Genomic DNA, 24368 nt, shown 5'->3' on the forward strand with positions numbered 1-24368 from the left:
GGTCGGTCTACCCTGGAGGCGTATGCCCCACCAGCAAGACCGACGGGTCTTCCCGCACCCGGGGGACCATCAGGTCGCAGAAGGGTCGGGCCTGGAGGATGCGCAGTTCGGCCTGCCCTGCTTTGCCGAAGCTGAGGATGCCGCGGGCGGTAAGCTCCGGCTCAAAGCGCGTGTAATCCCGCGGGAATCCGTAGACGTGAATTCGCAGGGGTGCGGGGATTTCGGTCCCGTCGGCGAGAATCACTCGCGCACAGACAGGTTCATCCACGCATACATACGGGGCTCCGGCGAGTTCCTCCACATGATGGAAGAGGGTGCAGCAGCTCAGGTCCACCCCGATGAACAGCACCTTCCCGTAGACTTGCTGCAGCTTGTGGAAAGGCGACTCCCTTCCGCAGGGCGTGGCGCATTTCTCGTGGCCGGTGGTCAGCCACTGCGCGCGGGTGCCGATGGCGCAGACGGAGTGGGTCGGTCCCAGGCTGCGGACGGCATCGGGTCGCCTGCGCGCGGTCTCGGGGATCAGCCCGGTCCAGCAAGGAGTCTCATGGGGACGGAACACGGGCGGGTTGTCGCGGCTCAGTTCGCGGCTTCCGGTGAAGGTGGGAAAGAGTACGGTCCCCCCGGGTGATACGGACTGCACCAGCGCGTCGATGACGGTCTCAGCGCCGCCGGGCACGAACCCCAGCGAGGCAAGGGAAGAGTGCACCAGGACAATGTCGCCGGACACGATTCCGGCCTGGCGCAGTCCACGCATGATCTCCTCAAGGCTGGTGGGCGGGCCTGGCTGGGCCGGGATCATTGAGACGCGCCTCGCGTGACGGGCTCAGTCTTCCGACACCGGGTAGATGAGCAAGGCGGAGCGTTTCGCGACGAGAACTACTTCGTGCTCCTCGCAGGCCTTGCCCGGTTCCTGGGGGTGACTGATGACCGCGTGGGTGATGGCCATGTGGGTCCGGGCCGTGTCATTGATCATATCGCTGACCCGGGTCCCGTGGCGCGTGCAGATTTCGCCCTCGATGACAGAGCCGCCTTCCATCACCACGCGGACGCGTTCCACCCGCGCCAGTTCCCTCATGCCCGCCCCGTAGATCGGGCAGGTTTCGCAGGAATTTCGAGGCAGGTCGCAGCAAGGGGAGATGCTCATCTCCCAGCAGTTGCGGCCCATATCGGAAGCCCGGCAGCCCCGGCAGATCCCTCCCGCGCGCGGGTGAACTCCAGTGCAGACGCAGGTGTATCCAGTGCCTGCGTAGCGGCCCTCGGGTGTCTGCTGGGCTACCATCGACATCACCTGACCCGGGCCGGATGACAGGGCCCATTTTTCTCTCTCATCGGCCCCGGAAGGGGAGCTCTTGAGGGATCGGGTCAGATGCAGATTCTCGCCCAGCGCTCCGGGAACAGTTCGCGGTACTCGCGGTCGAGCAGCCCCATGACGTGCACATCGTGATACGCGCCATGCTTGTAGACGGCTTCGCGCATGCGGCCCTCTTCCTGAAACCCGCACTTCTCGTAACAGCGCTTGCCCCGGGCGTTGAAGTCGAACACCCGCAGCCAGATGCGGTGGAGATTCATCTGCCCGAAACCGAATCCGCAGAGGGTGAGGATGGCGTCGGTGCCGTAGCCCTGGCCCCAGTACCCCTTCTCGCCGATGGAGATGCCCATTTCGGCGCAGCGGCTCGGGGTGCCCTCGTCGCCGGCATGCAGACCACAGGTGCCGATGGGCACGCCATCGAGAGTCTGGATCATGACCACCAGGTCCTTCAGGGGGTCGCGTTCGCTGGTGACCCACTTGCGTTCGGCGGCGAGGGTCAGCGGCATTCCCATCCCCAGGAACCGGTTGACCTCCGGATCGTTCATCCACCGGTGACAAAGCTCAGTGTCGGCTTCCTCAATGGCTCTCAGGACCACTCTGTCGCCCTGAATCATCGCTGTCACTCCTTGGATTGGTCCGGTCCGCCGTAGCGGTCGGTCAACTCACTCGCGCAGATAATCCCCCCGCCCAGGCAGTACTCGCCCCGGTAGAATACCGCCGATTGCCCCGGGGTGGGCGCCCGCGCGGCTTCGAGAAACTCCACGCGCGCGCCACCGGCGTGAAGGGAGACTCGCGCCGCGACGAGGCGGCCGTTGTAGCGGGTCATGACCTGGCACTCAAGTGGATTGTCTCGTTCGCAGCCGATCAGGTTCACGTCGCGCAGGTCGCACCAGTGCACCCACAGGTCATCCTCGTCGCCCACGACAAGGCGGTTGCGGGGCACGTCAACAAACAGCACAAAACGTCTTCCCCCGGGGCCGCCGATGCCCAGCCCCTTTCTCTGGCCCACCGTGTAGCCCCACAGGCCTGAGTGCTCTCCTATGACCTGCCCGGATGCGTCCACAATCGGGCCGGGTGCAGCCTGCGAGGGAGCCGTCGCAGCCAGCCAGTCCGCGTAGTCCACGCCGCTGAGGAAGCATGCATCCTGGCTCTGCGGCGCGGGTGGCAGGTCCGGCAACTCGGCGGCTACGAGAGCCTCATTGTCGGCGCGGGTGTACTCGCCATTCGGAAACAATGCCCGGCCAAGCTGCCGCGACGACAGGTGGTGCAGCACATACGACTGGTCCTTGTGTCGATCCGCGGCCATCAGCAGGTAAGGACACCTGCCGGGGGAGTGCTCCAGGCGCGCGTAATGCCCGGTAGCAAGACTTCTGGCTCCGAGTTCCAGCGCGGCATCCAGCAGGAGCCCGAACTTGATGTGCTCATTGCACTGGACGCAGGGGTTGGGGGTGCGCCCGGCAAGGTACTCGGCGACAAATGGTTCCACCACCCGCTTGTGGAAAGGCTCGCGCAGGTCGACGCGATGAAAACAGATGCCCAGGCGCGCGCAGAGGGCGCGCGCACGGTCAGCGCCCTCGTTGTCGCGGTGTGGTTCGTGCAGGTCAGCGGAGATGCCGAAGACGGGAAGACCGGCTGCCATCAGGCGCAGTAGCGCCGCCGTGCTATCCACCCCACCGGACAGGGCGACTGCAACAGGGCCGAAACAGGGACGGTTGTCTTGCGTGTGTTCAGCGGGCATGGCCTCTACTCGTATCCGGGATGCTGCGTCGAACCGCGGGACCGTGGCTCTTCGTGCGGAAGGCAGACGATGCCCCAGACCGCGCCCACGCGCCCACATGAAAGTTGGCGAGAGCCCGTGTCTAGTATAGAATATACTCCACTTATGCCACTGACGATCCAGCAGGTAATTGACCGTCTCGCGGTGTACTGGCCCGATCTCGACCGCCAGTTGATCATGCGCGCCTACGAGTTCGCCGACTCTGCCCACGCCGGGCAGCGCAGGAAAAGCGGCGAGCCATACATCGTTCACCCGCTGAATGTCGCCAACATTCTGTCGCAGATCGAAGCAGACCCCCAGTCCATTGCCGGGGGTCTGTTGCATGATACCATCGAGGATACCGACTGCGACCTGGAAGATATCAGACGTGAGTTCGGAGACGAGATCGCCCAGATCGTGGACGGGGTGACGAAGCTGGGGCATCTCAATTTTCGCACCGCCAAGGAAGAGCAGGTGCGCAACCTGCGCAAGATGCTCCTTGCAATGTCCCGGGACATGCGGGTGCTCATCGTCAAACTCGCCGACCGGCTGCACAACATGCGCACCCTGGCATCCCTGCCGGAGGACCGGCAGAAGCACATCGCCGAGGAGACTCGGGCGATCTATGCGCCGCTGGCCCACCGCCTTGGTGTCTGGCGGGTGAAGTGGGAACTTGAGGATCTCTGCCTGCGGTACCTCGAGCCCGAGGCCTACTTTGAGATCGTAGACAAGCTGGGCAAGACCCGTACTGAGCGCGAAAGTGACATCGAGGCGGCGCGGTCAGCCCTGTCCAAGGGGCTGCATGCGGCCGGGGTGGAGGCTGAAGTGCAGGGGCGGGCAAAGCACATCTTCAGCATCTACCACAAGATGAAGACGCAGCACCTGGATTTCGAGGAGATCGGCGACCTCATGGCCCTGCGGGTGCTGTGCAATTCGGTGAGCGACTGCTACGCTGCGCTGGGCGTGGTCCATGAAAAATGGATGCCCTTGACCGGGCAATTCACGGATTACATCGCTAAGCCCAAGAGCAACAACTACCGGTCCCTTCACACGAAAGTCCTCGGTCCTACCCAGCACCCCATGGAAGTCCAGATACGCACCTATGAAATGCACCGGATCGCCGAATACGGCGTGGCCGCCCATTGGCGCTACAAAGAGGGCGGGAGCGATCCTGATGTGGACAAGTACCTGTCCTGGTTCCGCCACATCGCCGAGATGGAGACGGACCTGCAGGAGAGCCATGAGTTCTGGGAGGGCCTGGAACACGAGCTGTTCGAGAGCCAGGTGTTCGTATTCACTCCACAAGGCGACGTCATCGACCTTCCCGCAGGCGCCACGCCGGTGGACTTCGCCTACCGCATCCACACCGACGTGGGCCACCACTGCGTAGGCGCCAAGGTTGACGGGCAGCTTGTCCCGCTGGACTACGAGTTCCGCAATGGGCAGGTGGCCGAGATCATTACCCAACGCGGAAGCCAGCCCAGCCGCGACTGGCTGCGGTTCGCCCGCAGCTCCCACGCGCGCTCGAAGATTCGCCGATTTCTCCGTCAGCAGACCCGGGATGAGAACATCGCGCGCGGCAAGGAGGCCCTCGAGCGGGAGATCGCCGGCTTGCGTGGATCGCAACGATCCCAGCTGGACATGTCGAGGATAGAGTGGGTCGCTCAGCATCTCAATTACCAGGACGTGGAAAGCCTCTACGCCGCCCTGGGATACGCCGACGTTGACCCGACGACGGTTGTCAATCACTTGCTGCAGCCGGTGGAGCCGGAATCGCTGGCTGAGGAAGTTGCGATGTTCGCACCCTCACGGGGGCCCGCAGGAGGCAACGGCCCGCAGGTGACCACCGAGGGCGTGAAAGGCTTCCGGTCCCGTCCCGCGAAATGCTGTGCGCCGATCCCGGGCGACGATATCGTGGGCTACATCACCCGTGGCGGTGGCCTGGCCATCCATCGCGCCGACTGCAAGAATCTCATCTATCGCCAGGAGCGCGAACCTGAGCGGGTGATCCCCCTGTCGTGGGACACCGAGGACACCAAGACAGTTTCCGCGGACATCGAGGTGACCGCAGTCGACCGGGTGGGGCTGTTCAGCCACATCACCGCGGTGGTGTCGGATCTCGGCCTGAGCATCCGGGCGGCGGAAGCGCACCTCATCGACGAACACCTCGCGCGGCTGGTGATGACCGTGGACATCAAAGACCGCCGAGATCTCAATGAGCTGATCCAGCACCTGTCGCAGTTGATCGACGTGGTGAGCGCCCGGCCGCTCACCGGCACGGCTCGATAGTGGCCCCGTGCTGAAGCACGGGTCTGAGGGCCTTCGGCCGATCGTCCCTGGGACGGGACGTAAAGGCGGAGGGGACGCGAAGTGGCCCCGTCCTGAAGCACGGGTCTGAGGGCCTTCGGCCGGTCGTCCCTGGGACGGGACGGAAAGGCGGAGGGGACGCGGAGTGGCCCCGTGCTGAAGCAAGGGTCTGAGGGCCTTCGGCCGGTCGTCCCTGGGACGGGACGGCAAGGCGGAGGGGACGCGAAGTGGCCCCGTGCTGAAGCAAGGGTCTGAGGGCCTTCGGCCGATCGTCCCTGGGACGGGACGGGAGCCCTTGCGCCGGCCGGGACGGTCGGCCTGCGCGATTTTGAGGCAGACGGCAAAGACCGGGACGGGCGGCGCCGGGAACGAACGTCACCCAGACGCGGCAGACTGTGCATCGACCTCGCAGGAAACCCCGGCAATGGCGGCGAACCCTCCAGCAAGCGCAAGTGGCCCCTCACGATTACCGATGGGAGTGATCTCACCATGCCTGAAACCATGAAAGCCGCTGTCCTGCACGGTGTGGAGGACCTCCGGGTCGAATCCACTCCGGTGCCGCCCATGCTCGGGCCGGACTTCTGTCTCGTGAAGATCGGGGCCTGTGGAATCTGTGGCTCCGACATTCACTTCTTCCGCCACGGGAAGATCGGCGATTTCGTGGTCACAAGCCCCATGAGTCTGGGGCATGAAGCTGCAGGGACTATCGTGGAAGTGGGGGAGAGCGTCAGCCACCTCAAGCCCGGCGACCGGGTGGCGATCGAGCCCGGCTATACCTGCCGCAAGTGCGAATTCTGCAAGAGCGGGCGCTATAACCTGTGCAAGGACGTCGTGTTCCTCGCCGCACCACCATACGACGGCGCTTTCGCGGAGTATCTCCCCTGGCCCGCGGACTTCCTGTTCAAGCTGCCCGACAATGTTTCCCTGGAGGAGGGCGCGATGATCGAGCCCTTCTCGGTCGGCCTCCACGCCGCGCGCAGGGCCCAGATCAAGGGCGGCGACTGGGTGCTTGTCACGGGCTCGGGCCCCATCGGGCTGTGTGCCCTGCAGGCTTCCCTCGCCAGCGGAGCGACGCGAGTCTTTGTGAGCGACATGGTGGCATCGCGCCTGGGCACTGCGACAGAATTGGGGGCCGCGGCCACCATCAATCTGAAGGAGGCCGATATCCAGGAAGCCGTCGCGGAACTCACTGACGGGCGCGGCGTGGATGTGGTCCTGGAATGCTCCGGCAATTCGGCAGCGGTGCGAGACGCGGTGGAGGTCGTGAAGCGCGGGGGTATGGTGCAGCTTGTGGGGAACTTCATGGAGACCAACCCGCCGATACCGATCCAGCGCATGGTGGAGCGGGAGCTTTCGGTCTCGGGCCTCTTCCGCTACTGCAACACGTACCCGACGGCAATCGACATGGTTGCCACAGGGCGGGTAGACGTGGCGGCCCTGATCACCCATCGTTACCCGCTGGACGAGACCCCGGAAGCCATGGCGTGGGTAGACGAAAACAAGGACAAGGTCATCAAGGGCGTCATCATGCCGTAGGTATGCGGGACGCGTTTGGCCCCGTGCTGAAGCACGGGTCTGCGGGCCTTCGGCCGGTCGTCCGTGGCACGGGACGGCAAGGCGGAGGGGACGCGGAGTGGCCCCGTGCAGAAGCACGGGTCTGCGGGCCTTCGGCCGGTCGTCCGTGGGACGGAACGGCAAGGCGGAGGGGACGCGGAGTGGCCCCGTGCTGAAGCACGGGTCTGAGGGCCTTCGGCCGGTCGTCCTTGGGACGGGGCGGAAAGGCGGAGGGGACGCGGAGTGGCCCCGTGCTGAAGCACGGGTCTGCGGGCCTTCGGCCGGTCGTCCTTGGGACGGAACGGCAAGGCGGAGGGGACGCGGAGTGGCCCCGTGCTGAAGCACGGGTCTGCGGGCCTTCGGCCGGTCGTCCGTGGGACGGAACGGTAAGGCGGGGTGGGATAGGGGAGAGATGGGCGGGCATGCGAGTTCGCGCCTTTACGAGCGCGCCGCGTGCCCCCGGTTTGAGCAACCTGACGAAAGCCGTCGAGTGGAAAGGTCGGCCTGCGCGCGGTCGGGGATCAACGGCACAGGATCTTCGAACCATCGGCTGATCCATCAAGGAGACAGGCATACATGGAACAAGGCAACATTGGTCAGCTGCTTATCCCGCTGGCGTTCATGATCGCCATGTTGGTGATCTTCTGGATCATTGTGGTCCGCCCGACCCAGGGCCGCCAGAGAAAACACCAGGAGCTTGTGCAGGGCATCATGCCCGGTGACAGCATCATCACCGTGGGCGGGATATTCGGGAAAGTCGTATCGGTGAGGGACAAGACTATTGACCTTGAGATCGCGAAGGGCACCACGATCACCCTGGACCGCCGCGCGATCCGCCGGCTCCAGAGCCAGGAGGACTTCTGACGTGGAGACCGTGGCAGTCTGGGCATCCCTTGGGGTCGCCGTGCTGGCGCTCATCTGCTGTGCCTGGTGCGTGATTCAGGTCCGGAGGGCCAACCGCCGGCTCAACGAGCTCACACCGGATGTTCGCGGTCTCGCCCAACGCGTGAAGGACGCCGGTGCCGAAGAGACACTGGCCGCAATCTTCGCGCAGATCGAGGCAATGACGCGACGCGTCGAAGAGGTCAAGGTGGAGGTCAAGGACCTCAACCGCGTGGTCTCGCGATCCTTGCGCCGCGTGGGCCTTGTGCGTTACGACGCCAGCGACGACATTCGCGGGAATCTGAGCTTCGCGCTCTGCCTGCTGGACAATCGCGACAACGGCGTGCTGCTCACCTCCGTCTACAGCCTGGAAATGTGCCGGGTGTTCGTGCGCGGGATACTCAACGGCAAGACCCAGCACGACCTCATGCCCGAGGAGGCCGAGGCGCTGCAGCAGGCCCTCAACGAGCGGTAATGCCGCCGCGTTCCCCGAGGACTCATGACCGATCACCTGCGGCCATTCCATGCGGCCATCGACCTGCTCCTCGACCATCTCAGCGTCGAGCGCGGACTCGCGGACAAGACCATTGAGGCCTATTCCAGGGACCTCGAAGCCTGGGCGCATTTTCTCTTCGGGCGAGGGCGCGAGCATTTCGGGGAGGCGACGCGGGAGGACGTGAGCGATTACCTGTCGATCCTCTCCCGGGAGCGCCGCCTGGCACGGACCACGGTGGCACGTAACCTGTCCAGCATCCGCCGCTTGCACCGGTTCATGGTTCGCGAGAAGATGACCGATGCGGACCCCACCAGCAATGTGGAAGGCCCGCGGCTTGCCCACCCTCTGCCGAAAGTGCTCACCGTGGAACAGTGCCTGGCGCTCCTGGAAGCCCCTGATCGCACTACACCGGCGGGCCTGCGCGATGCGGCCATGTTCACCTTCCTGTATGCTACAGGTTTGCGGGTGTCGGAGCTGGTGTCGCTGAAGATGCACCAGATCGACTTCCAGCGCGGGTCGGTGCGGGTGCGCGGGAAGGGGAACAAGGACCGGGTGGTGCCCATCGCGGGCAGGGCCATGGAGCTGCTGCAATTGTACGTCGAAAAGGCGCGGGGGCAACTGGTCAGGGACCCAGCGGAAGACGGAGTGTTCCTTAGCGCCCTGGGACGCACCATGACACGGGTGCGTTTCCACCAGATCCTCAAGAGCTACCTGCCCGGCATCGGCCTGCCCCGCGAGACATCGCCCCACACGCTGCGCCACTCTTTTGCTACCCACATGCTCGAAGGCGGCGCAGACCTGCGGGTCATCCAGGAACTGCTAGGCCACGCCAGCCTGTCCACCACCGAGATCTATACACACGTGTCCGTAGAGCATCTGCGCGAAGTGTATGAATCCCGGCACCCGCGCGCCCGCAGAAGTCGGGCGACCAAGACCGGCGGGGACGAACCCTGATGCCTGCGAACTGCGCGGCGCTGCAGCTCCCCGCGCTCAATGGGCAGCAGTCCCGTGCCCGAGACCGGGCCCGCGTGTTCGCGCGGCAAGCAGCGGCCATTGCATGGGCCGGAAGGATCGATCCGACGAATGAACGCGCCCCGCGGGGCCTGTGACGGCTTCTCGCGGGGCGCGTGTTGGCCTGTCCGTTCGGGGTCTTACCGGGTCCAGTACGCGGCTTCATTCAGGGCGCTGCGCGGCTGCACCCATTTCACATGGCCGTCAGCGAAGCCGTAGTTCTCGCCACCGTTGTGCCGGCTGGCGTTGTTGTCATTGACCGGAACGCCACCCGCACCCAGGCCATCCAGCGGGCTCGTGGTTGACCCGCCGTCGCAGCAGATATTGGACCAGATCAGCGCGCCTTTGCCGCCGAACATATGGGCGGAGTCTCCCATCATGACCGTGGTGGCAGGTGTTCTGAGTTCGGCGAGTCTTGTGGGGACCGGAGCGGTGGTGACTGCCCGGCCGAAGATGCCGTCCCAGAAGCCGTAGCCCTGAGAGGCTGGTCCCGGGAATTTCCAGTAAGTCTCGTAGGTCCCGTAGCCACCGGAGGGTGCGGCCGCACCAGAGGGGCAGACATACAACTGCAAGTTCTTGACGTAGGGGTAGATTGCCAGCGGAGGTGACTGGGGTGAGGTGCAAACCGACGGGTTCGCGAATCCATCACCGCCACTGCCGCGTGACGGATACCACCGCGCCCAGGTTGGAAAGGTCTCGTCATAGTCCTGTACGTACATGAGCACACCCAGGGACAACTGCTTGCAGTTCGACTGGCAACTCGCCTGGCGAGCTTTCTCCCGCGCCCGCGCGAAGACCGGGAACAGGATAGCTGCAAGGATGGCGATGATTGCGATCACCACCAGCAGCTCGATCAGTGTGAATCCCTTGCGCATCGGTCGCCCACTCCTCTCAGTTGAGGTCTGATAATGCGCTCCAGCCTTCTTCACTTCGTCAGGCAGCACGAGAATCCTTCTCCTGGTTCTTTCTTCCGCGAGGCCGGAACTCCTGAAAACCACACGGAGGCGCCCGATGCCACTGACCCCCTTTCTTCTGATGATGGCGACCGTGATGAGTAACGCCCAGCCTGCTGACTGGACGCCGGAAGCCGTGGGCGCCGGGTACTCAACGGGCCGGGGCACCGTCCTGATTCCCGAAGAGGGGATTGTCAGCCGTTCCCTCGACCTCACTTTCCCCGGCAGGACGGAATCCGTGCCCGGAGACTACGCACAGTGGTCATACCGGCTTGAGGGGCCCGCGGTGAAAGACCGCCTGCACTTCTACCTCGCCGACGATTTCACGGGTCCCACGGCCGGATACCACTTCGTCCAGGTGGTGCAGGACGGCGAGGTCCTGTGGGAGCGCGATGTGGCCGGCGGCACGCCTTTGCCAGAGGGGATCGCGATCGAACTGCCCCGGTCAGTGGGGACGCTGGCATTCCGGCTGCTCGGGAAGAAGGCTGTCACCAACTTCCCGGTGCGGGTGCGAATCGCCGGGGTCAGACTGGAAGGCAGTGGGCAACCGCGGCCGCTCCTGCCGCTCTTGCCTGTGGCCGCGAACTACACGCCCTACCCGCCGGACCTGCCCCTTCCCGCACTGCCTCCCGCGGGTGGCTGGAGCCTGAACGCTCGCATCGTCCAGCCTTGGGGCAGTACGCAGACGGTGGCGATCCGCGATGCCGCGAAGTGGTCCGTCCGCTTCGACGAGGACTTCGGTTTCAATGCCATGATTGTCCTCCCGACTGATGCCCACAATGCAATCACCGTGGGGCCGCCGGAGACGGCGAAGACCCCCGGCATCACGGACCAGGAGTTCCGCGACGCGCTGGCTCTGTATCGCGCCCATGACATGCGGATCATCATCTACACCAGCATCATGCACTGCGGGCACAGCCCCCAGTGGCAGTTCGGGGGCATTGCGAAGGAGCATCCCGAGTGGTCGATGGTCGATCCGGCGGGCAATCCGATCACACTCTACGGCCATCCGTGGCTGTGCCCATCAACGGGCGCTCTTGAGCACACTATTCGATACACCGAGGAGCTTGTGCGTCAGTATTCCCCTGACGCGGTCATGCTCGATAACAACGAGTTCCTCAACAGCGACGCCGGTGCGCCCACCTGCTACTGCGAGGGCTGCAAGGCCGGCTTCGCGCGATATATCCGGGAGCGCTTCACCCCCGAGCAACTGCGCGCGACAACGGGCCTGACGCCCGATCAGGTCGCGATCCCGCAGGTGGACAGCGACCCGCTCTGGGGGCTTTGGCTGTCGTGGCGAAACCGTGTCTGGGCCGAGGCGACCGAGACGTACCGGGTTCGGCTGCGCGCAATCAAGCCGGATATAGTGGTCCTGGCGAATACCCAGTACCAGTACGGATCGTGGATACTCGCGGTGGACGGCCAGTATGCCCACGAGGACGCGGTTCTGTCGGAATCCAGGGGCCACACGCCCGAGGGCATGGCCGCGAAGATGCTGCTGGGCAGGGCCCTGGCGCAGAATCGGCCCTTGTGGAACTACATCGGGACCTTTCAGGAGCACGATTTCACCAAACTGCGCGAGCCGAGCGAAGTGGGTGGGGTGATGGCCGCGTCCAGCGCCGTGGGAGCCAACCCCTGGATTGTCTTCTACGGCTTCGAGGGCCCGGAGAACCAGGCGTCGGTGGGGGTAATCGAAAGCCAAATGCGGCTGTGGGACGACTATCCCGAATTGTTCACGGGGGAGGATCGCGGCGACGTGGCGGTGGTCATGTCTCCCTCCAGCCGAGACCACACGGGCGAGCCCATGCCCGCGCGAGTCACTGGATCGCTCATCGCGCAGGGGTATTCACTGGTCGGCATCTGGGAGCACGCGGGCGGCGGGGAACGAATAAACAGCGCTCGCGTGACTCTGGCCACTTCCTGTGCCTGCATGTCCGACGCGCTGGCGGGGGAGCTGGTGGCATGGACGCGGAACGGCGGCACGCTGATCATCCGGCCCGACACCGGCTGGCTGGATGAGTTCGGCCGCTGGCGTCCCCAGAGCGCCTTGTCCAGCGCCGCGGGAATTCACGTCAGTCGGCCAGGCAGTCAGGATCTGGGTGCCGGGCGAGTGGTGTGCGTGGCGAGTGATGCCGGGGTACCGGAGGCGGTCTCAGCCGCCGTGGCGGCGCGTGTTACCAGTGACTCGCCGGTGGGTGTGTTTCAGCGTCTCCGCCCGCAGGGAGGCACGGTTTTCGGACTGTGTGCATTGCGTCCAGAAATGTGCACCGCACGCTTGACGCTGCCCGATGGCGCGGGTTCGGCGATGCTGTACGAGCCGGGTCTCCCACCGCGCGCGGTGCCGATCACGAAGGTGGAAGGACAGCCGCAGGTGTCGGTGGAGATCGGCCGGCAGCTGGCAATTGTGACGGTGGATTAGCGGTCTTTCTCCTCCGGGAAGGTATCCGGACAGCCTCCCGCGAATAGTCAGGTTCCGGCGCTGGTGTGGCGTCCGGAACAAGCGCGGTGTCGGGATCAGGCGGCACCGTGTCCGTTCAAGGAGGACGATGCCCGTGGGAATGCGGGAAGCCATTGACAGTGGTCAGTTCATCATTACCGGCGAGGTGGCGCCGCCGAAAGGCTGCCATCTCGAGCACATGGTGGAAGAAGCCGAGTTCTACCGGGGCCGCGTGGCGGGGATCAACGTGACCGACATTCAGTCCTCGGTCATGCGCGCCAGTTCGCTCGTGGGCTGCCTGAAGCTGAAGGAGGCCGGACTGCCGCCAGTGCTGCAGATGGTCTGCCGGGACCGGAACCGGCTGGCCCTGCAGTCCGAGCTCCTCAGCGCCTGCGCCCTGGGCATCACCGATGTTCTGTGCCTCACGGGAGACTACACCACCCTCGGAGATCACCCCCAGGCGAAGCCCGTTTTCGACCTGGACTCGGTCTCGCTTCTCAAGGCTGCCCGGCGTCTCATGGAAGGCCGTGATATGGCCTACTACAAGAACGCGCGCACCGGCGAGATCGTGGACGGGGAAGCCTTGGAGGGAGACCCGCCCTCGTTCTGTCTGGGCTGCGTGGTCAATCCCGGCGCGGTGCCCATGGAGCCTCAGATCTACAAGCTGCTCAAGAAAATCGAAGCCGGGGCGGAGTTCTGCCAGACCCAGGCGGTCTACGACCCCGCGCTCTTCGAGGAGTTCATGACCCGTCTGGGAGACGTGCCGATTCCGATTCTCGCGGGCATCGTTGTGCTGAAGAGCCCGATGATGGCCAAGTACATGAACGCCAACGTGGCCGGCGTGAAGGTGCCCGAATGGATGATCGCGGAGCTTGAGGACAAGGAGACGCGCGTGCAGAAGAGCATCGAGATGCACGCGAAACTCGTCCGCGACCTCAGGCCCATGTGCCAGGGCGTCCACATGATGCCCCTGGGCTGGGACAAGCACGTTCCGGCGATCCTGGACCTGGCAGGGGTGTAAACCGCTTGTCCGGGTCCAATCGAAAGTATATAATGCAGGAATACAATTCACTCCCCGTGGGGTGTTCGCGATGATTGCAAGCAGCAAGAAGGCATTTGAAGAGATCCTCCGCATGCTGGAGGGGTATGAGCGGGTTTTCGTCATCGGCTGCGGTGACTGCGCGACCCAGTGCCAGACGGGCGGCGAGGTCGAGGTCGAAGAGATGAAGCAGCAGTTGGAGGCGGCAGGCAAGACCGTGACCGGCACGGCTGTCCCGGATGTGACCTGCAATGTGCTCGACACTGCCCGCGTCCTGCGCCAGCAGAAAGAAGCGGTGGAAGAGGCCGACGCGTTCCTGGTCCTCTCCTGCGGCACGGGGGTGCAGTCGGTTGCGGATTCCCAGGAGAGCAAGCCGGTCTTCCCTGGGGTCAACAGCCTCTTCTCCGCCATCACCAAGCGCAAAGGGCAGGTGTATGAACGCTGCGTCTGCTGCTCAGACTGCGTTGTCGGCGACTATGCTGGAATCTGCCCCATGGCCCGATGCCCCAAAGGGCAGCTCCATGGTCCCTGCGGCGGCTATGACGACGGCAAGTGCGAAGTGAACCCGGAACAGGACTGCGTCTGGGCGCTGATCTTCGAGCGCGCCACGAAGACCGGTCAGCTCGAACAGGTGCTGGAACACATGGGTTCCCAGGGCGCCAAGAACTGGCAGGCCGACACGCACCCGGGCGAACTGGTCTTCGAGCCCCGCAGAGCCGGGAAGCTCTAGGCCCCGGCGAGGCCGGGCACACACTGATTCAGGGCCGCGGAGAGTGCATCGCTCCTCCCGCGGCCCTTCGCTGTTCTGGTGGAGCGATTGCGGGGCTTGCTTTTCATCGGAATATCTTTATAATCTCATTTAGACGCTGTCCTCGGGGCAATGAGAAAACATCACAGGGGCGTACAGGAGGCCCATCATGGCCGACGCGAAGCGCATACTCATCATTGGCGGAGTTGCTGCGGGGCCCAAAGCCGCGGCGCGGGCGCGACGCCTGGACCCCGACGCCGAGATCACCATCATCGAGAAGGATGAGATCATGTCCTATGCCGGTTGTGGCCTGCCCTACTACATTTCGGGCATGGTTGACAACCGCAACGACCTCATGGCAACCCCCATCGGCGTTCTGCGCGACCCGGCCTTCTTCGCAGACGTCAAGGGCATCACTGTCCTGAACCGCACCGAGGCCCTGTCCATCGACCGCGCCGCGCACGAGGTCGAGGTCAAAGACCTGAAGACCGGTGAGATTCGCAGGATCGGGTACGACAAGCTGATCCTGGCTACGGGCGCCGAACCGCTCGAGCCGGCGATTCCCGGCAAGGACCTCGACAACGTCCTGCACCTCAAGCGCATTGAGGATGCGGATCGATTTCGCGAGCATATGAGGGCAAGAGCCTGCCCTTACGTGGTCATCATCGGCGGCGGGCTTATCGGCATGGAGATGACCGAGGCGGTCACCGAGTGTGGGAGCGCGGTGACCATCGTCGAGATGCTCCCCCAATTGCTGCCGATGCTCGACTATGACATGGCTGCGCTGGTGGAAAAACACTTGCGCAGCCGGGGCGTTACCGTCCGAACCAGCACCCGGGTGGCTCGGATTGAGGACAACGGCGACGGCAAGGTGAAGAGTGTAATTACCGGGGATGGACAAGAGATCCCCGCTCAACTGGTCCTGTTGAGCATCGGCATCCGCCCCAATGTGGGTCTGGCGCGGGATGCCGGTCTGACTATCGGCCCGTCGGGCGGGATCCTCGTCGACGAGTTCATGCGCACATCCGACCCGGACATTTTCGCTGCCGGCGACTGCACGGAGAAGCGCTGCTTCGTGCGCGGCACCGGCTGCATTCTACCCCTTGGCTCGGTGGCGAACAAGGAAGGGCGCGTCGCCGCCAGCAACGCCCTGGGCATCGCCGACCGGTTCCACGGCGTTGCGGGAACAACTGCCCTGAAAATCTTCGACCTCAATGTGGGCCGCGCCGGGCTGACCTTCGCCCAGGCGAAGCAAATGGGCTTCAACGTATTCACCGCCACTGTCACCGCCCCAGACAAACCCCACTATTACCCGGACGCCAAACCCGTCGTGCTGAAACTCATTGCGGAACACGGCACCCACAAGGTCCTGGGCATACAGGGAGTTGGGCTCGGCGAGGTCATCAAGCGCATCGACGTCGCGGTCACTGCAATGACCGGCAACATGACCGTCGATGAGATTGCGAACCTCGACCTCGCCTACGCTCCGCCGTACTCCGAGGCGATGGACGTTCTCATCCACGGCGCCAATGCGCTGCGCAACAAGCTCGACGGTCTCTACAGGGGCATCAACTGCACCGATCTCAAGGCGATCCTGGAATCCCGGGAGGAGGACGTCTTCCTGCTGGACGTGCGAACCCCCGACGAGCATGACGCAGCCTACATCCCGGGGTCGACGCTGCTTCCGCTTGGCAAGCTGCGCGCCCGCTATGAGGAGGTCCCGCGGGATCGCCGGGTCGTGGCCTATTGCAAGACCAGTCTGCGGGCCTACGAGGCGGCGCGGTTCCTCGCCGGAAAGGGTTACGATAACATCGAAGTGCTGGACGGCGGCATGCTGGCGTGGCCCTTTGAGGTCGTGACGGGCTCCTGATCCGAAGGCCGCGGGGCTCGCCTGGATGGCCTGAATGAACTCGCGCCTGAACATTCCCGTCCGACGCACGTCTATGCCCGAGACAGTGCGTTTGTGTGTGCGGGTTCCTGCACCGCGCGGGGCCCAGTGAGATTTCCGGGAGGTTCGCCATGAAACGCGTGGCACCCGCCGTCACCGTGGTTGTTCTGCTAGCACTTGCAGCGTCGGCATTTGCCCAGGGGAACCGGCAGGGCCACGGCAATCGGCCTGATTTCGACCCAAGCAAGAGCTTTGCTGGAACAATCGTCAAGGTCTTCAAAGACTCCAATGGTGCCCTGAAAACTATCATCGTAGAAGGTTTTCAGGGACGTCCCTTCAGACAGGGAGACCAGAATCAGACTCCGCCGGCGCGCATCACCGCCACCATCAAGGTAACCAGCAAGACCCAGTATACCAAAGGCAGGGAGCCGGCCTCGGCTTCCATCGTGAAGGTCGGCGAGCCCGTTTTCATCCTGCTCACGGCGCCGCTATCCAACAAGACCGGGACCGCCTCCCGCATCGGCGTCATGCCCAAGTTCGAGCCCGGCAAGATGGTCTTCGGGACGGTGACGAAGGTCACTCGGAGCGCCAAGGGCAGCCTTCAGTCATTCGAGGTCAAGGTGACGCCGCCACCCATGGGGCCCCGGGGAGGAAGCTCCCAGAAGCCCCCGGCCCCGTTCACGGCGAAGATCACTGTGAACAGCGCTACCAAGTACTACGATAGCGACCGCAAGCCGACAAACTCCGCGGGAATCAAGGCCGGTGTGCTTGTTGCAGTGGCGCTTACCGCGCCATTGAAGGACAAGGCAGGGACTGCCGCGACTGTTGGCATCGCGCCGAAAGGTCGCGGTCCGGGCATGCCGGGAGGACGTGGCGGGGGCCCTCGTGGCGGCGGTCGCTGATCAGTAATTCCGCAGATGACGCAGTTGAGAGCCGCGGGTCCATGCGTGGAGCCGCGGCTTTTTCTGTATGGCCACTGGTGAAAAGCGTGCAAGGAAGATAAACTTTTGGAAGCGAACTTCTACTCGATTGCCGGCTGAATCAGACCGGGTGATCCCCAGTGGCAGATCAGAATCTCGAACAGGAACTGCAGGCCCTCCGTGCGCAAATCGAGGAGCACAATTTCCGCTATTATGTCTTGGATGCACCCACGATATCCGATGCCGAGTACGACGCTCTCATGCGCCGGCTCGAGGAGATTGAGGGCCAGCACCCCGACCTCGTCACCCCGGATTCACCCACCCAGCGCATCGGCGCCGCACCCCGCACGGACCTGCCGACCTACCGGCACGCCGTGCCGATGATGAGCCTGCAAAGCATTTTCGAGGAGCACGAACTGCGTGCTTTCGATACCTCGGTGCGGCAGACCGTGGGCGAGGATGTCGTCTATCTCGCAGAGCCCAAATTCGACGGTCTCGCGGTGGAACTGGTCTACGAAGAGGGCATCCTGGTGGCCGCCGCTACACGCGGCGACGGAATCACGGGGGAGGATGTCACCCCGAATATCCGAACAATCAAGAGCGTGCCCCTGCGCTTGCGGCAGACCGAGGACTTGCCGACCCCATCCCTTCTCGAAGTGCGGGGTGAGGTCTACATGACTATCGCGGGCTTCGAAGAGCTCAACCGTGAGCGCGCGGCAACCGGTGAGCCACTGTTTGCGAACCCCCGCAATGCCGCCGCGGGAAGCCTGCGCCAGCTAGACCCCAGGATCACCGCGCGCCGTCCGCTCTCTATCTTCTGCTACGGGCTGGGGCGATGCGAGGGGGCTGAGATCAGGTCGCAGACTGAACTGAGAGCTTGTCTGTCCCAGTGGGGTCTGATCATCAACCCCGAGGCCCGGAAGTGCAAGTCTGTAAAAGATATGCTTCAATTCTTCCACGATCTTGAGGCCAGGCGGGACGACCTGCCGTATGAGATCGATGGCGTGGTTTACAAAGTCGATGACTTCGCCGCACAGCAGGAGCTGGGGGTGCGCTCCCGCAGCCCGAGATGGGCGGTTGCCCTGAAGTTCCCGCCACGGAAGCAAACCACGGTTGTGCGCGATATCCTGGCCAGCGTAGGCCGCACCGGGGTCATTACCCCCATCGCCGTGCTGGAACCTGTGGGCATCGGCGGGGTGACGGTCAGTCGCGCGAGCCTGCACAATCAGGACGAGATCGACCGCAAGGACGTGCGAATCGGAGACACCGTGGTCGTCCAGCGCGCGGGAGACGTGATCCCGCAGGTGGTTGAGGTAGTACTGGAGAAGCGCCCGGACGACGCGGTCCCCTACCGCCTGCCGGATCACTGCCCGGTGTGCGGCACTCCCGTTGACCGAGAGCCCGGGGACCCCATCACCCGCTGTCCGTCAATCGACTGCCCGGCCCAGATTGAAGGCCGGATCGAGCATTTCGCGTCCCGGGCGGCGCTGGATATCGAGGGCCTTGGTGAGAAATGGGTCTCTGTGCTCGTGGATCGGGGGCTTGTTCGGCATCTGCCGGATCTGTATGACCTCACGGCAGACCAGCTTGTGGAACTGGAGCGGATGGGCGAGCGCTCCGCGCAGAATCTGCTGGAGGCCATCGACAAGAGCCGGGAAACCACGCTGGAACGGCTCCTTGTGGGCCTGAACATCCCGCATGTGGGCGAGCATATAGCCGATGTGCTGGCATCCAATTTCGGCAGCCTCGACGCGATCATGAATGCTTCCGAGGAGCAACTCCAGGCGGTCCACGAGATCGGTCCCGAGATCGCGCGGAGTGTCCACCGGTTCTTCGCCGAGCCTCACAACAGGGAGATCGTTCAGGCCCTGCTGGATCACGGCATCAGGTTTGCCGAACGCGCACCGAGCACTGGCGGCAACACGCTGGAGGGCAAGAAGTTCGTGGTAACGGGCACGCTGGAAGGTTTCAGTCGCGAAGAGGCCGCCCGTGCGATCCAGGAGCGAGGGGGACGCGTGACATCGAGCGTATCGAAGAACACCGACTTTGTGGTGGTGGGCGAGAACCCCGGCTCCAAATACGACAAAGCGGTGGAACTTGGGATCCCGACACTGGATGAGGCGGGGTTCGTGGCGCTGCTGGAGGAGGGCAAGCCCCGGGTTTCCGATGTCCAGGGCAAGCTGGATTTCGACTGAACCGCGCGGCCGCAGAAACGCAAATGCCGCCACGGATAAGGCATTCCGGGCGGCAAAATCGGATATCGGTGAATTCGCGTGGCGCTCAGGTCAGGTACTGGATGACTGCCACGGTGATGGTCTCGGCAATGCCGATTATTCCACAGACAGTCCCGACCGCCAGAACAGCAGCTGTCAGAGTAATGTCAGGGCGAATCTCGTGTTTCGTGTCGCAACATTTCTCGAGCACGCGAATTATCATGCTTCGGCTCTCACTTCTCGACCCGCAGCCCAAGCGTTTCGCTCGCAGGGGGGTGCGCTTGGTGTTTCCTCCCTCATCCGCGTCAGCCATGGTAAGTATAAGGATAGGTCCGACCTGTACAATGGTATTGCGTGAAATATGAGCGTAATCTGAGCGCCTGTCCGCCGAAACTTGCGCTGAGAGAGCCAGGGGGGATTCAGCAGGCTATCGTTCCCTCTTATGGCAGCTGGACGTCTTCTCTTGACTTGACTATGCAGCGGGAAACGATAGAATCGGCGGGTGAATCATATAAATCATCCTTCCATGATGATCCGTAATTTCCGGAGGCATCTGCTCATGCACATCCCAGGCATCGAGAAAGCCTTCCACGGCGCCGCCACGGTGGGGGAGCGCGGGCAGGTGGTGATACCGGCAAGTGCTCGCGAAGAGCTGCGGATTTCCGCGGGCGATAAGCTGCTGGTTTTCGTGCACCCATCCGGGTCCGGTGTGTTCTTCGTCAAACTTGCGGATCTTCAGCGGTTCGCCCAGGACCTGGCGCCGTTCGTGGAGTCGCTTGCGGCCACGACTGTCGCGACGGAGGACGATGTTTCGTCACCTCGGCAGGCAAGCGAATAAGGGTACATTCGAAGGAAAGGCTGAGGAGGCACACTGTGCTTCGGGCATCTTCTGTCGTAAAACTCCGCGCAGCATTGCTCTGTGCACTTCTTGCCCTGGCGCTTCCGCCGGCGGCGAATGCGGCCGGATTGAGCCGCGCGAGCCGCGGTCAGGCAGAAGCCAAGCCAACAGAGCCCGCGGGCGCGCCGTCCCAGGTCCGTTCCACGGGCGCCTTGATCAAAGCTGATGAGAGAGTGCGCATCATCGCACCGGGCACCACGGTCCCCGCCATGCTGTCGGGCCTGCCGAGGCCGGCTCTCGGACCGGTCGTTGTTTCCCCGACGGAGACGGTTCAGCCCCAGCCCGCCCAGCCCCCCCGACCGGCTGCAAGCATTAGCGCGGCGCCCGGCCCGGTAATGGCCCCCGGACAGCGCTTCGTCATCGGCGCGCCAAGGGGCGCAACGACTTCAACCGAAACCGCAACCGCCAGCACTGCCAGTGGCATCACCACGGTCGGTACCGTGGAGCCCGCCCCGGACATGAAGGCGCGCGTGGCCGCGAGGGCGCTGTACGCCGCGTCCGAGCAGACCGTGCCGGCCCAGGCACCCGTTGCCGCACCCCAACCCCAGCCTGGCGCTCCCCGCACTCGCATCGAGCCCTCTACCCAGTCGCCCGCGGAACCCGTACAAGCTCCGGTCCAGCCTGCCGCGCCCACGGGCGTCCAGTCGCTGCCGCCAACCGTGACCGATCTCCTGAAGCCCGCTCCAATGCAGCCCAATGATGCGAAACCGGGTCAGGCGACGGCGGCGGGAGCCGCCCAGCGTTTCACCCCGTCGTCGGCAGCCTCTGTCGCCGCCGCGAACAGCATTGACCTGCAGATCACCGCCGCGAACATCGCGGATGCCGAGGCCCAGGTACGCCAGACCTTCGGCCTGGACGACTTCCGGGTCACCGCATCCGCGACCATCGGCAGGCGTGGGCCCATCGCGACGGCAACTTTCCCCGCCGGCGAGGGCGGCAAGGACACCACGATCAAGCTGGGAGACCCCGACATCCGCACGGGCAGCATCGAACTCGTGAAACCCCTGTACACCAACGGGCGCATCGAGCGGACCCAACAGGTAGCGCTCAAGGCCCTGGAAACCCGCAAGCTGTCCAAGGCCGTGATCGAGCGGGCGCTGGACCTGTCTGCGCGGCAGGTCGTGTACGAGATACTGCGGCTGGAACAACTGGCCACTGTTGCTCAGGAGCGTGCCAATGCGGTGGCGGCCCACGTAGACCTGAGCAAGAAGCTGATGGCCGGCGGCGTGGTGCCGAAGTTCGAGGTGGTCCAGGCGGAAACCGAACTTGCCCGGGCGCGGGGCGAGGTGATCTCGGCGCGCACCAGCGTTGAGCAAGCCAAGTCCAGCTTGCGCCGGGTCCTGACGCTTCCCCAGGACACGCCGGTGGGAGTTGACATTGGCGAGCCCCCCCGCACGCCGCCGGGCGCGATCACCGATCTGATCCAGCAGGCGTGGGAAAACAGGCCGGAGATCCGCGCCAGTGAGGCCGCCGTGGCTCTGGCGGAGGCGAGTCTGCGGCTGGCCTTCGCGTCGCGTAACGTGTCGGTCAATCTCGTGGGGGGGCTGACGGCGACCCAGGCCAGTTTCGGCTCCGAACCATTCGGCTGGCAAATCGCGATCAGCGCCGAGAAGCCGATCCTCGACGCCAAGCAGGAAAAGACCCAGGTTGAGCAGGCCAAGGCGCAACTCGATGCCGCAAGGCTGGAACTGGAGAAGCAGAAGCAGGAGGTGGCGCTGGAGGTCACCCAGTCGCATCTGGCTCTCGATGACGGGCAGCAGCGCCTGGCAGTGGCCCAGCAGGGGGTAATCGAGGCCCAGGAGCGCCTGCGCATATCGCAGGTTCGCTACGAGAACGGCCTGGCACTCGGCGTCGAAGTATTGGACGCACAGACGGCGCTCACTGCGGCGCAGGCCGAGGTCGTCAACGCCCAGTACGCTCTGTACTCGGCTATCGTAAGGCTCAGGTCGTCCCTGGGCCTGTGGAGTGGAAACGAGTGAGGAGAGCAAAGATGCGGTTCTCATCCTCTGTAGCCGCACGTCTATTGCCGCGGGGGCAGACTGCTCTCGGGCTGCTGGCAGTCGCTGCGATAGTCACGAGCCTGCTGTTGAGCGGCTGCCCCAAGGGCCGGAAGGAGCCGCTCGGGGCTGCTCAGGCCCAGCAGGAATCCTCTGCCGAGACCCCTGTTTCGGTGGTCGTGGCCAAGCGAGGCTCCATCACGGAGGAACTTGAACTGACGGGCAGTTGTGAGGCTTACCAGGAAGTGGACGTGGTGCCCGAGGTCTCCGGTAAGGTCGTCTCGGTTTTCGCGGACGTGGGCGACGCCGTGACGAAGGGCCAGGTGCTGGCGCGCCTGGATTCCCAGCTCGCCTCAAAGCAGAGGGTGCAGGCCGAAAAGGGCGTGGTGTCAGCCCAGGCCCGGTACACCCAGGCGGCGAAGAGTTCAGAGCTGACCGACCACGAGACCCAGATCGCCATCCGTCAGGCTGAGCAGGGAGTGGCCGCGGCAGCCGAACAGCTCTCCAAGGCCAAGCAGGCCTACGAGCTAGCCCGGGAGCGAACAGAAAGCGCCATCGAGCAGGCCAAAGTCGGCCTTGCAAGCGCCCAGGCGCAGCAGCGCGACGTTCTCGCCGGCGCGCGTAGCCAGGAGATCACCCAGGCCGAGGCCGCCGTGCGTCAGGCCGAATCTGACCTGTCCCTCAAGAAAACCACCTATGAGCGTTACCGTCGCCTCTATGAGCAGGGCGCTGTGGCGGAGGCCACGCTGGACCAGTACCGCACCCAGTACGAGGTGGCCCAGCAATCTCTCAGCCAGGCTCGCGAGGCCCTGAGCCTCGCCCGCGAGGGCGCACGACAGGAGCAGAAGCGCCTCGCGGAGCTCTCGGTGCAGCAGGCACGGGAGCAGCTGAACATGGCGCAATCGGGCAAGCGCGAAGTGGACATCGCGGCCCGTGACGTTGAGGCCGCGCGGGTCGGCTTGCGACAGGCAGAGGAGAACCTGCGTATGGCCCGGGCGGCCAGGCGGCGATATGACGTGGCCGTGGCCGACGTCAAGGCTGCGCGGGCGGGAATCGGCCAGGCAGCCGCGGGAGCCGACCTTGCCGCCACTACCGTGGAAAAGCACACCATCCGGGCACCCATCTCAGGACGCATCGCCCAGCGCAACATTGATCCGGGTGAAGGCGCATCCCCGGGCATGGCCGCTTTGCGCATTGTGGACAACGATCCGATCCGCGTGAACTGCGAGGTCAGCGAGCTTGATATCTCCAAGGTGCGTGTGGGCGACGGCGGCGTGGCCACCGTCGATGGATTGCCGGGCCTGGAATTCTTCGGCAGAGTGGTTGACGTGGCCCCACAGGCGCGCGAAGGCCGGCGCAGCTACATCGCACGGGTGGAGATCGACAATCCGGAAGGGCTGATCCGCGCTGGAATGTTCGCGCGCGTGGTGCTGGTCGTCTCCGAGAAGCAGGACGTCATCGTGGTGAGCCGTGACTGCCTAGTGGAACGCGGCACGAGGAAGAATGCCTACGTGGTGGAGAACGGGGTGGTGAAAATCCGTAGGGTAAAGGTGGGGGTCACCAACCGAGACGTGGTGGAGGTGGTGAGTGGTTTGCGGGCGGGTGATCAAGTGGTTTGCGCGAGCCAGTCCATCCTGGCCGATGGCCAGAAGGTCAAAGCTGTCCGAAAAAGTTCGGGCAAGAGTTCTGCGACCAGCGAAGGCGCCCAAGGTGACGGTGCAGCAAAGGGCACCAAGCCCCCGCGCGAAGCGGGAAGGAGCAGACCCGGTGCAGACCGGGAGGAGATAATCGGCCCAATGCCCGCGCAGGATGGGAAACAGCCGCAGTCCGACGGTTCTGCGCCGCGCGCTCGCTGAGGGGAACGCGGTGCACGCTGAGTCAGAATCCCACCCGGGAAGCCCCTCTATTTGAGCTCCCGGGCGCATACTCCCGGCGCAGCCCACAGGCCGCGCGCAATGTG

20 protein-coding genes are annotated in these 24368 nt (G+C 64.3%); 14 read left to right on the forward strand and 6 right to left on the reverse strand.

Annotated features, from left to right (window positions below):
• Nucleotides 1–7 precede the first annotated feature (7 nt).
• The 4 genes from HPY44_00075 to mnmA all read right to left on the reverse strand — a co-directional run bounded on the left by HPY44_00075 (nt 8) and on the right by mnmA (nt 3047).
• A complete protein-coding gene (locus HPY44_00075) occupies nt 8–799 on the reverse strand; it encodes an AAC(3) family N-acetyltransferase (GenBank protein NSW54378.1) in 792 nt (263 codons plus the stop codon).
• Between the two features lie 24 nt (nt 800–823).
• Entirely contained in the window at nt 824–1279 is a 456-nt protein-coding gene (locus tag HPY44_00080) for a hypothetical protein (protein ID NSW54379.1), read from the reverse strand.
• Between the two features lie 83 nt (nt 1280–1362).
• Nucleotides 1363–1923: a GNAT family N-acetyltransferase gene (locus tag HPY44_00085; protein ID NSW54380.1), complete on the reverse strand. Its 561-nt coding sequence runs from the start codon at nt 1921–1923 to the stop codon at nt 1363–1365.
• 5 nt (nt 1924–1928) lie between these two features.
• Nucleotides 1929–3047 carry a tRNA 2-thiouridine(34) synthase MnmA gene (gene mnmA, locus HPY44_00090; GenBank protein ID NSW54381.1) on the reverse strand — a complete coding sequence of 373 codons (1119 nt, stop codon included), beginning with the start codon at nt 3045–3047 and terminating at the stop codon, nt 1929–1931.
• Nucleotides 3048–3191: 144 nt separating this feature from the next.
• Between mnmA and HPY44_00095 the strand changes: the two genes are divergently transcribed.
• The 5 genes from HPY44_00095 to xerD all read left to right on the forward strand — a co-directional run bounded on the left by HPY44_00095 (nt 3192) and on the right by xerD (nt 9258).
• A complete protein-coding gene (locus HPY44_00095) occupies nt 3192–5354 on the forward strand; it encodes a bifunctional (p)ppGpp synthetase/guanosine-3',5'-bis(diphosphate) 3'-pyrophosphohydrolase (protein NSW54382.1) in 2163 nt (720 codons plus the stop codon).
• Nucleotides 5355–5861: 507 nt separating this feature from the next.
• Entirely contained in the window at nt 5862–6908 is a 1047-nt protein-coding gene (locus HPY44_00100; protein ID NSW54383.1) for an NAD(P)-dependent alcohol dehydrogenase, read from the forward strand.
• A gap of 594 nt (nt 6909–7502) precedes the next feature.
• Nucleotides 7503–7790: a preprotein translocase subunit YajC gene (yajC, locus tag HPY44_00105; GenBank protein NSW54384.1), complete on the forward strand. Its 288-nt coding sequence runs from the start codon at nt 7503–7505 to the stop codon at nt 7788–7790.
• Between the two features lies 1 nt (nt 7791).
• On the forward strand, nt 7792–8283 hold the full coding sequence (locus tag HPY44_00110) for a DUF4446 family protein (GenBank protein ID NSW54385.1): 492 nt from the start codon (nt 7792–7794) through the stop codon (nt 8281–8283).
• Between the two features lie 24 nt (nt 8284–8307).
• Nucleotides 8308–9258: a site-specific tyrosine recombinase XerD gene (gene xerD / locus HPY44_00115; GenBank protein ID NSW54386.1), complete on the forward strand. Its 951-nt coding sequence runs from the start codon at nt 8308–8310 to the stop codon at nt 9256–9258.
• Between the two features lie 197 nt (nt 9259–9455).
• Here the strand turns inward: xerD and HPY44_00120 are convergent, their stop codons facing one another.
• On the reverse strand, nt 9456–10190 hold the full coding sequence (locus HPY44_00120) for a DUF1559 domain-containing protein (GenBank protein ID NSW54387.1): 735 nt from the start codon (nt 10188–10190) through the stop codon (nt 9456–9458).
• Between the two features lie 136 nt (nt 10191–10326).
• Here HPY44_00120 and HPY44_00125 point away from each other — a divergent pair, with 136 nt between their 5' ends.
• From HPY44_00125 to ligA, 6 genes are all read left to right on the forward strand, one after another.
• Nucleotides 10327–12687, forward strand: coding sequence for a beta-galactosidase (locus HPY44_00125; protein ID NSW54388.1), 2361 nt, complete (start codon nt 10327–10329; stop codon nt 12685–12687).
• Between the two features lie 127 nt (nt 12688–12814).
• Nucleotides 12815–13726: a methylenetetrahydrofolate reductase gene (locus tag HPY44_00130; GenBank protein NSW54389.1), complete on the forward strand. Its 912-nt coding sequence runs from the start codon at nt 12815–12817 to the stop codon at nt 13724–13726.
• A gap of 70 nt (nt 13727–13796) precedes the next feature.
• Nucleotides 13797–14474: a methylenetetrahydrofolate reductase C-terminal domain-containing protein gene (locus HPY44_00135; GenBank protein ID NSW54390.1), complete on the forward strand. Its 678-nt coding sequence runs from the start codon at nt 13797–13799 to the stop codon at nt 14472–14474.
• 187 nt (nt 14475–14661) lie between these two features.
• The gene (locus HPY44_00140; protein ID NSW54391.1) at nt 14662–16362 is read left to right on the forward strand and encodes an FAD-dependent oxidoreductase; all 1701 of its coding nucleotides are present in this window, start codon (nt 14662–14664) and stop codon (nt 16360–16362) included.
• 149 nt (nt 16363–16511) lie between these two features.
• A complete protein-coding gene (locus tag HPY44_00145; GenBank protein ID NSW54392.1) occupies nt 16512–17282 on the forward strand; it encodes a hypothetical protein in 771 nt (256 codons plus the stop codon).
• Nucleotides 17283–17440: 158 nt separating this feature from the next.
• Nucleotides 17441–19495: an NAD-dependent DNA ligase LigA gene (ligA, locus tag HPY44_00150; protein NSW54393.1), complete on the forward strand. Its 2055-nt coding sequence runs from the start codon at nt 17441–17443 to the stop codon at nt 19493–19495.
• A gap of 85 nt (nt 19496–19580) precedes the next feature.
• On the opposite strand, the gene HPY44_00155 is transcribed toward ligA, so the two are convergent.
• The gene (locus HPY44_00155) at nt 19581–19736 is read right to left on the reverse strand and encodes a hypothetical protein (GenBank protein NSW54394.1); all 156 of its coding nucleotides are present in this window, start codon (nt 19734–19736) and stop codon (nt 19581–19583) included.
• A gap of 303 nt (nt 19737–20039) precedes the next feature.
• On the opposite strand from HPY44_00155, the gene HPY44_00160 reads away from it, so the two are divergent.
• The 3 genes from HPY44_00160 (at nt 20040) to HPY44_00170 (ending at nt 24264) form a co-directional block, all read left to right on the forward strand.
• The gene (locus HPY44_00160) at nt 20040–20351 is read left to right on the forward strand and encodes an AbrB/MazE/SpoVT family DNA-binding domain-containing protein (GenBank protein NSW54395.1); all 312 of its coding nucleotides are present in this window, start codon (nt 20040–20042) and stop codon (nt 20349–20351) included.
• Nucleotides 20352–20584: 233 nt separating this feature from the next.
• Complete coding sequence (locus tag HPY44_00165; GenBank protein NSW54396.1) at nt 20585–22390, forward strand: TolC family protein; 1806 nt, start codon at nt 20585–20587, stop codon at nt 22388–22390.
• Nucleotides 22391–22401: 11 nt separating this feature from the next.
• Nucleotides 22402–24264 (forward strand): efflux RND transporter periplasmic adaptor subunit, encoded by a 1863-nt coding sequence (locus HPY44_00170; GenBank protein ID NSW54397.1) that lies wholly within the window; start codon nt 22402–22404, stop codon nt 24262–24264.
• Nucleotides 24265–24368 lie beyond the last annotated feature (104 nt).

The organism is Armatimonadota bacterium (assembly GCA_013314775.1).
Taxonomy (GTDB): domain Bacteria; phylum Armatimonadota; class Zipacnadia; order Zipacnadales; family JABUFB01; genus JABUFB01.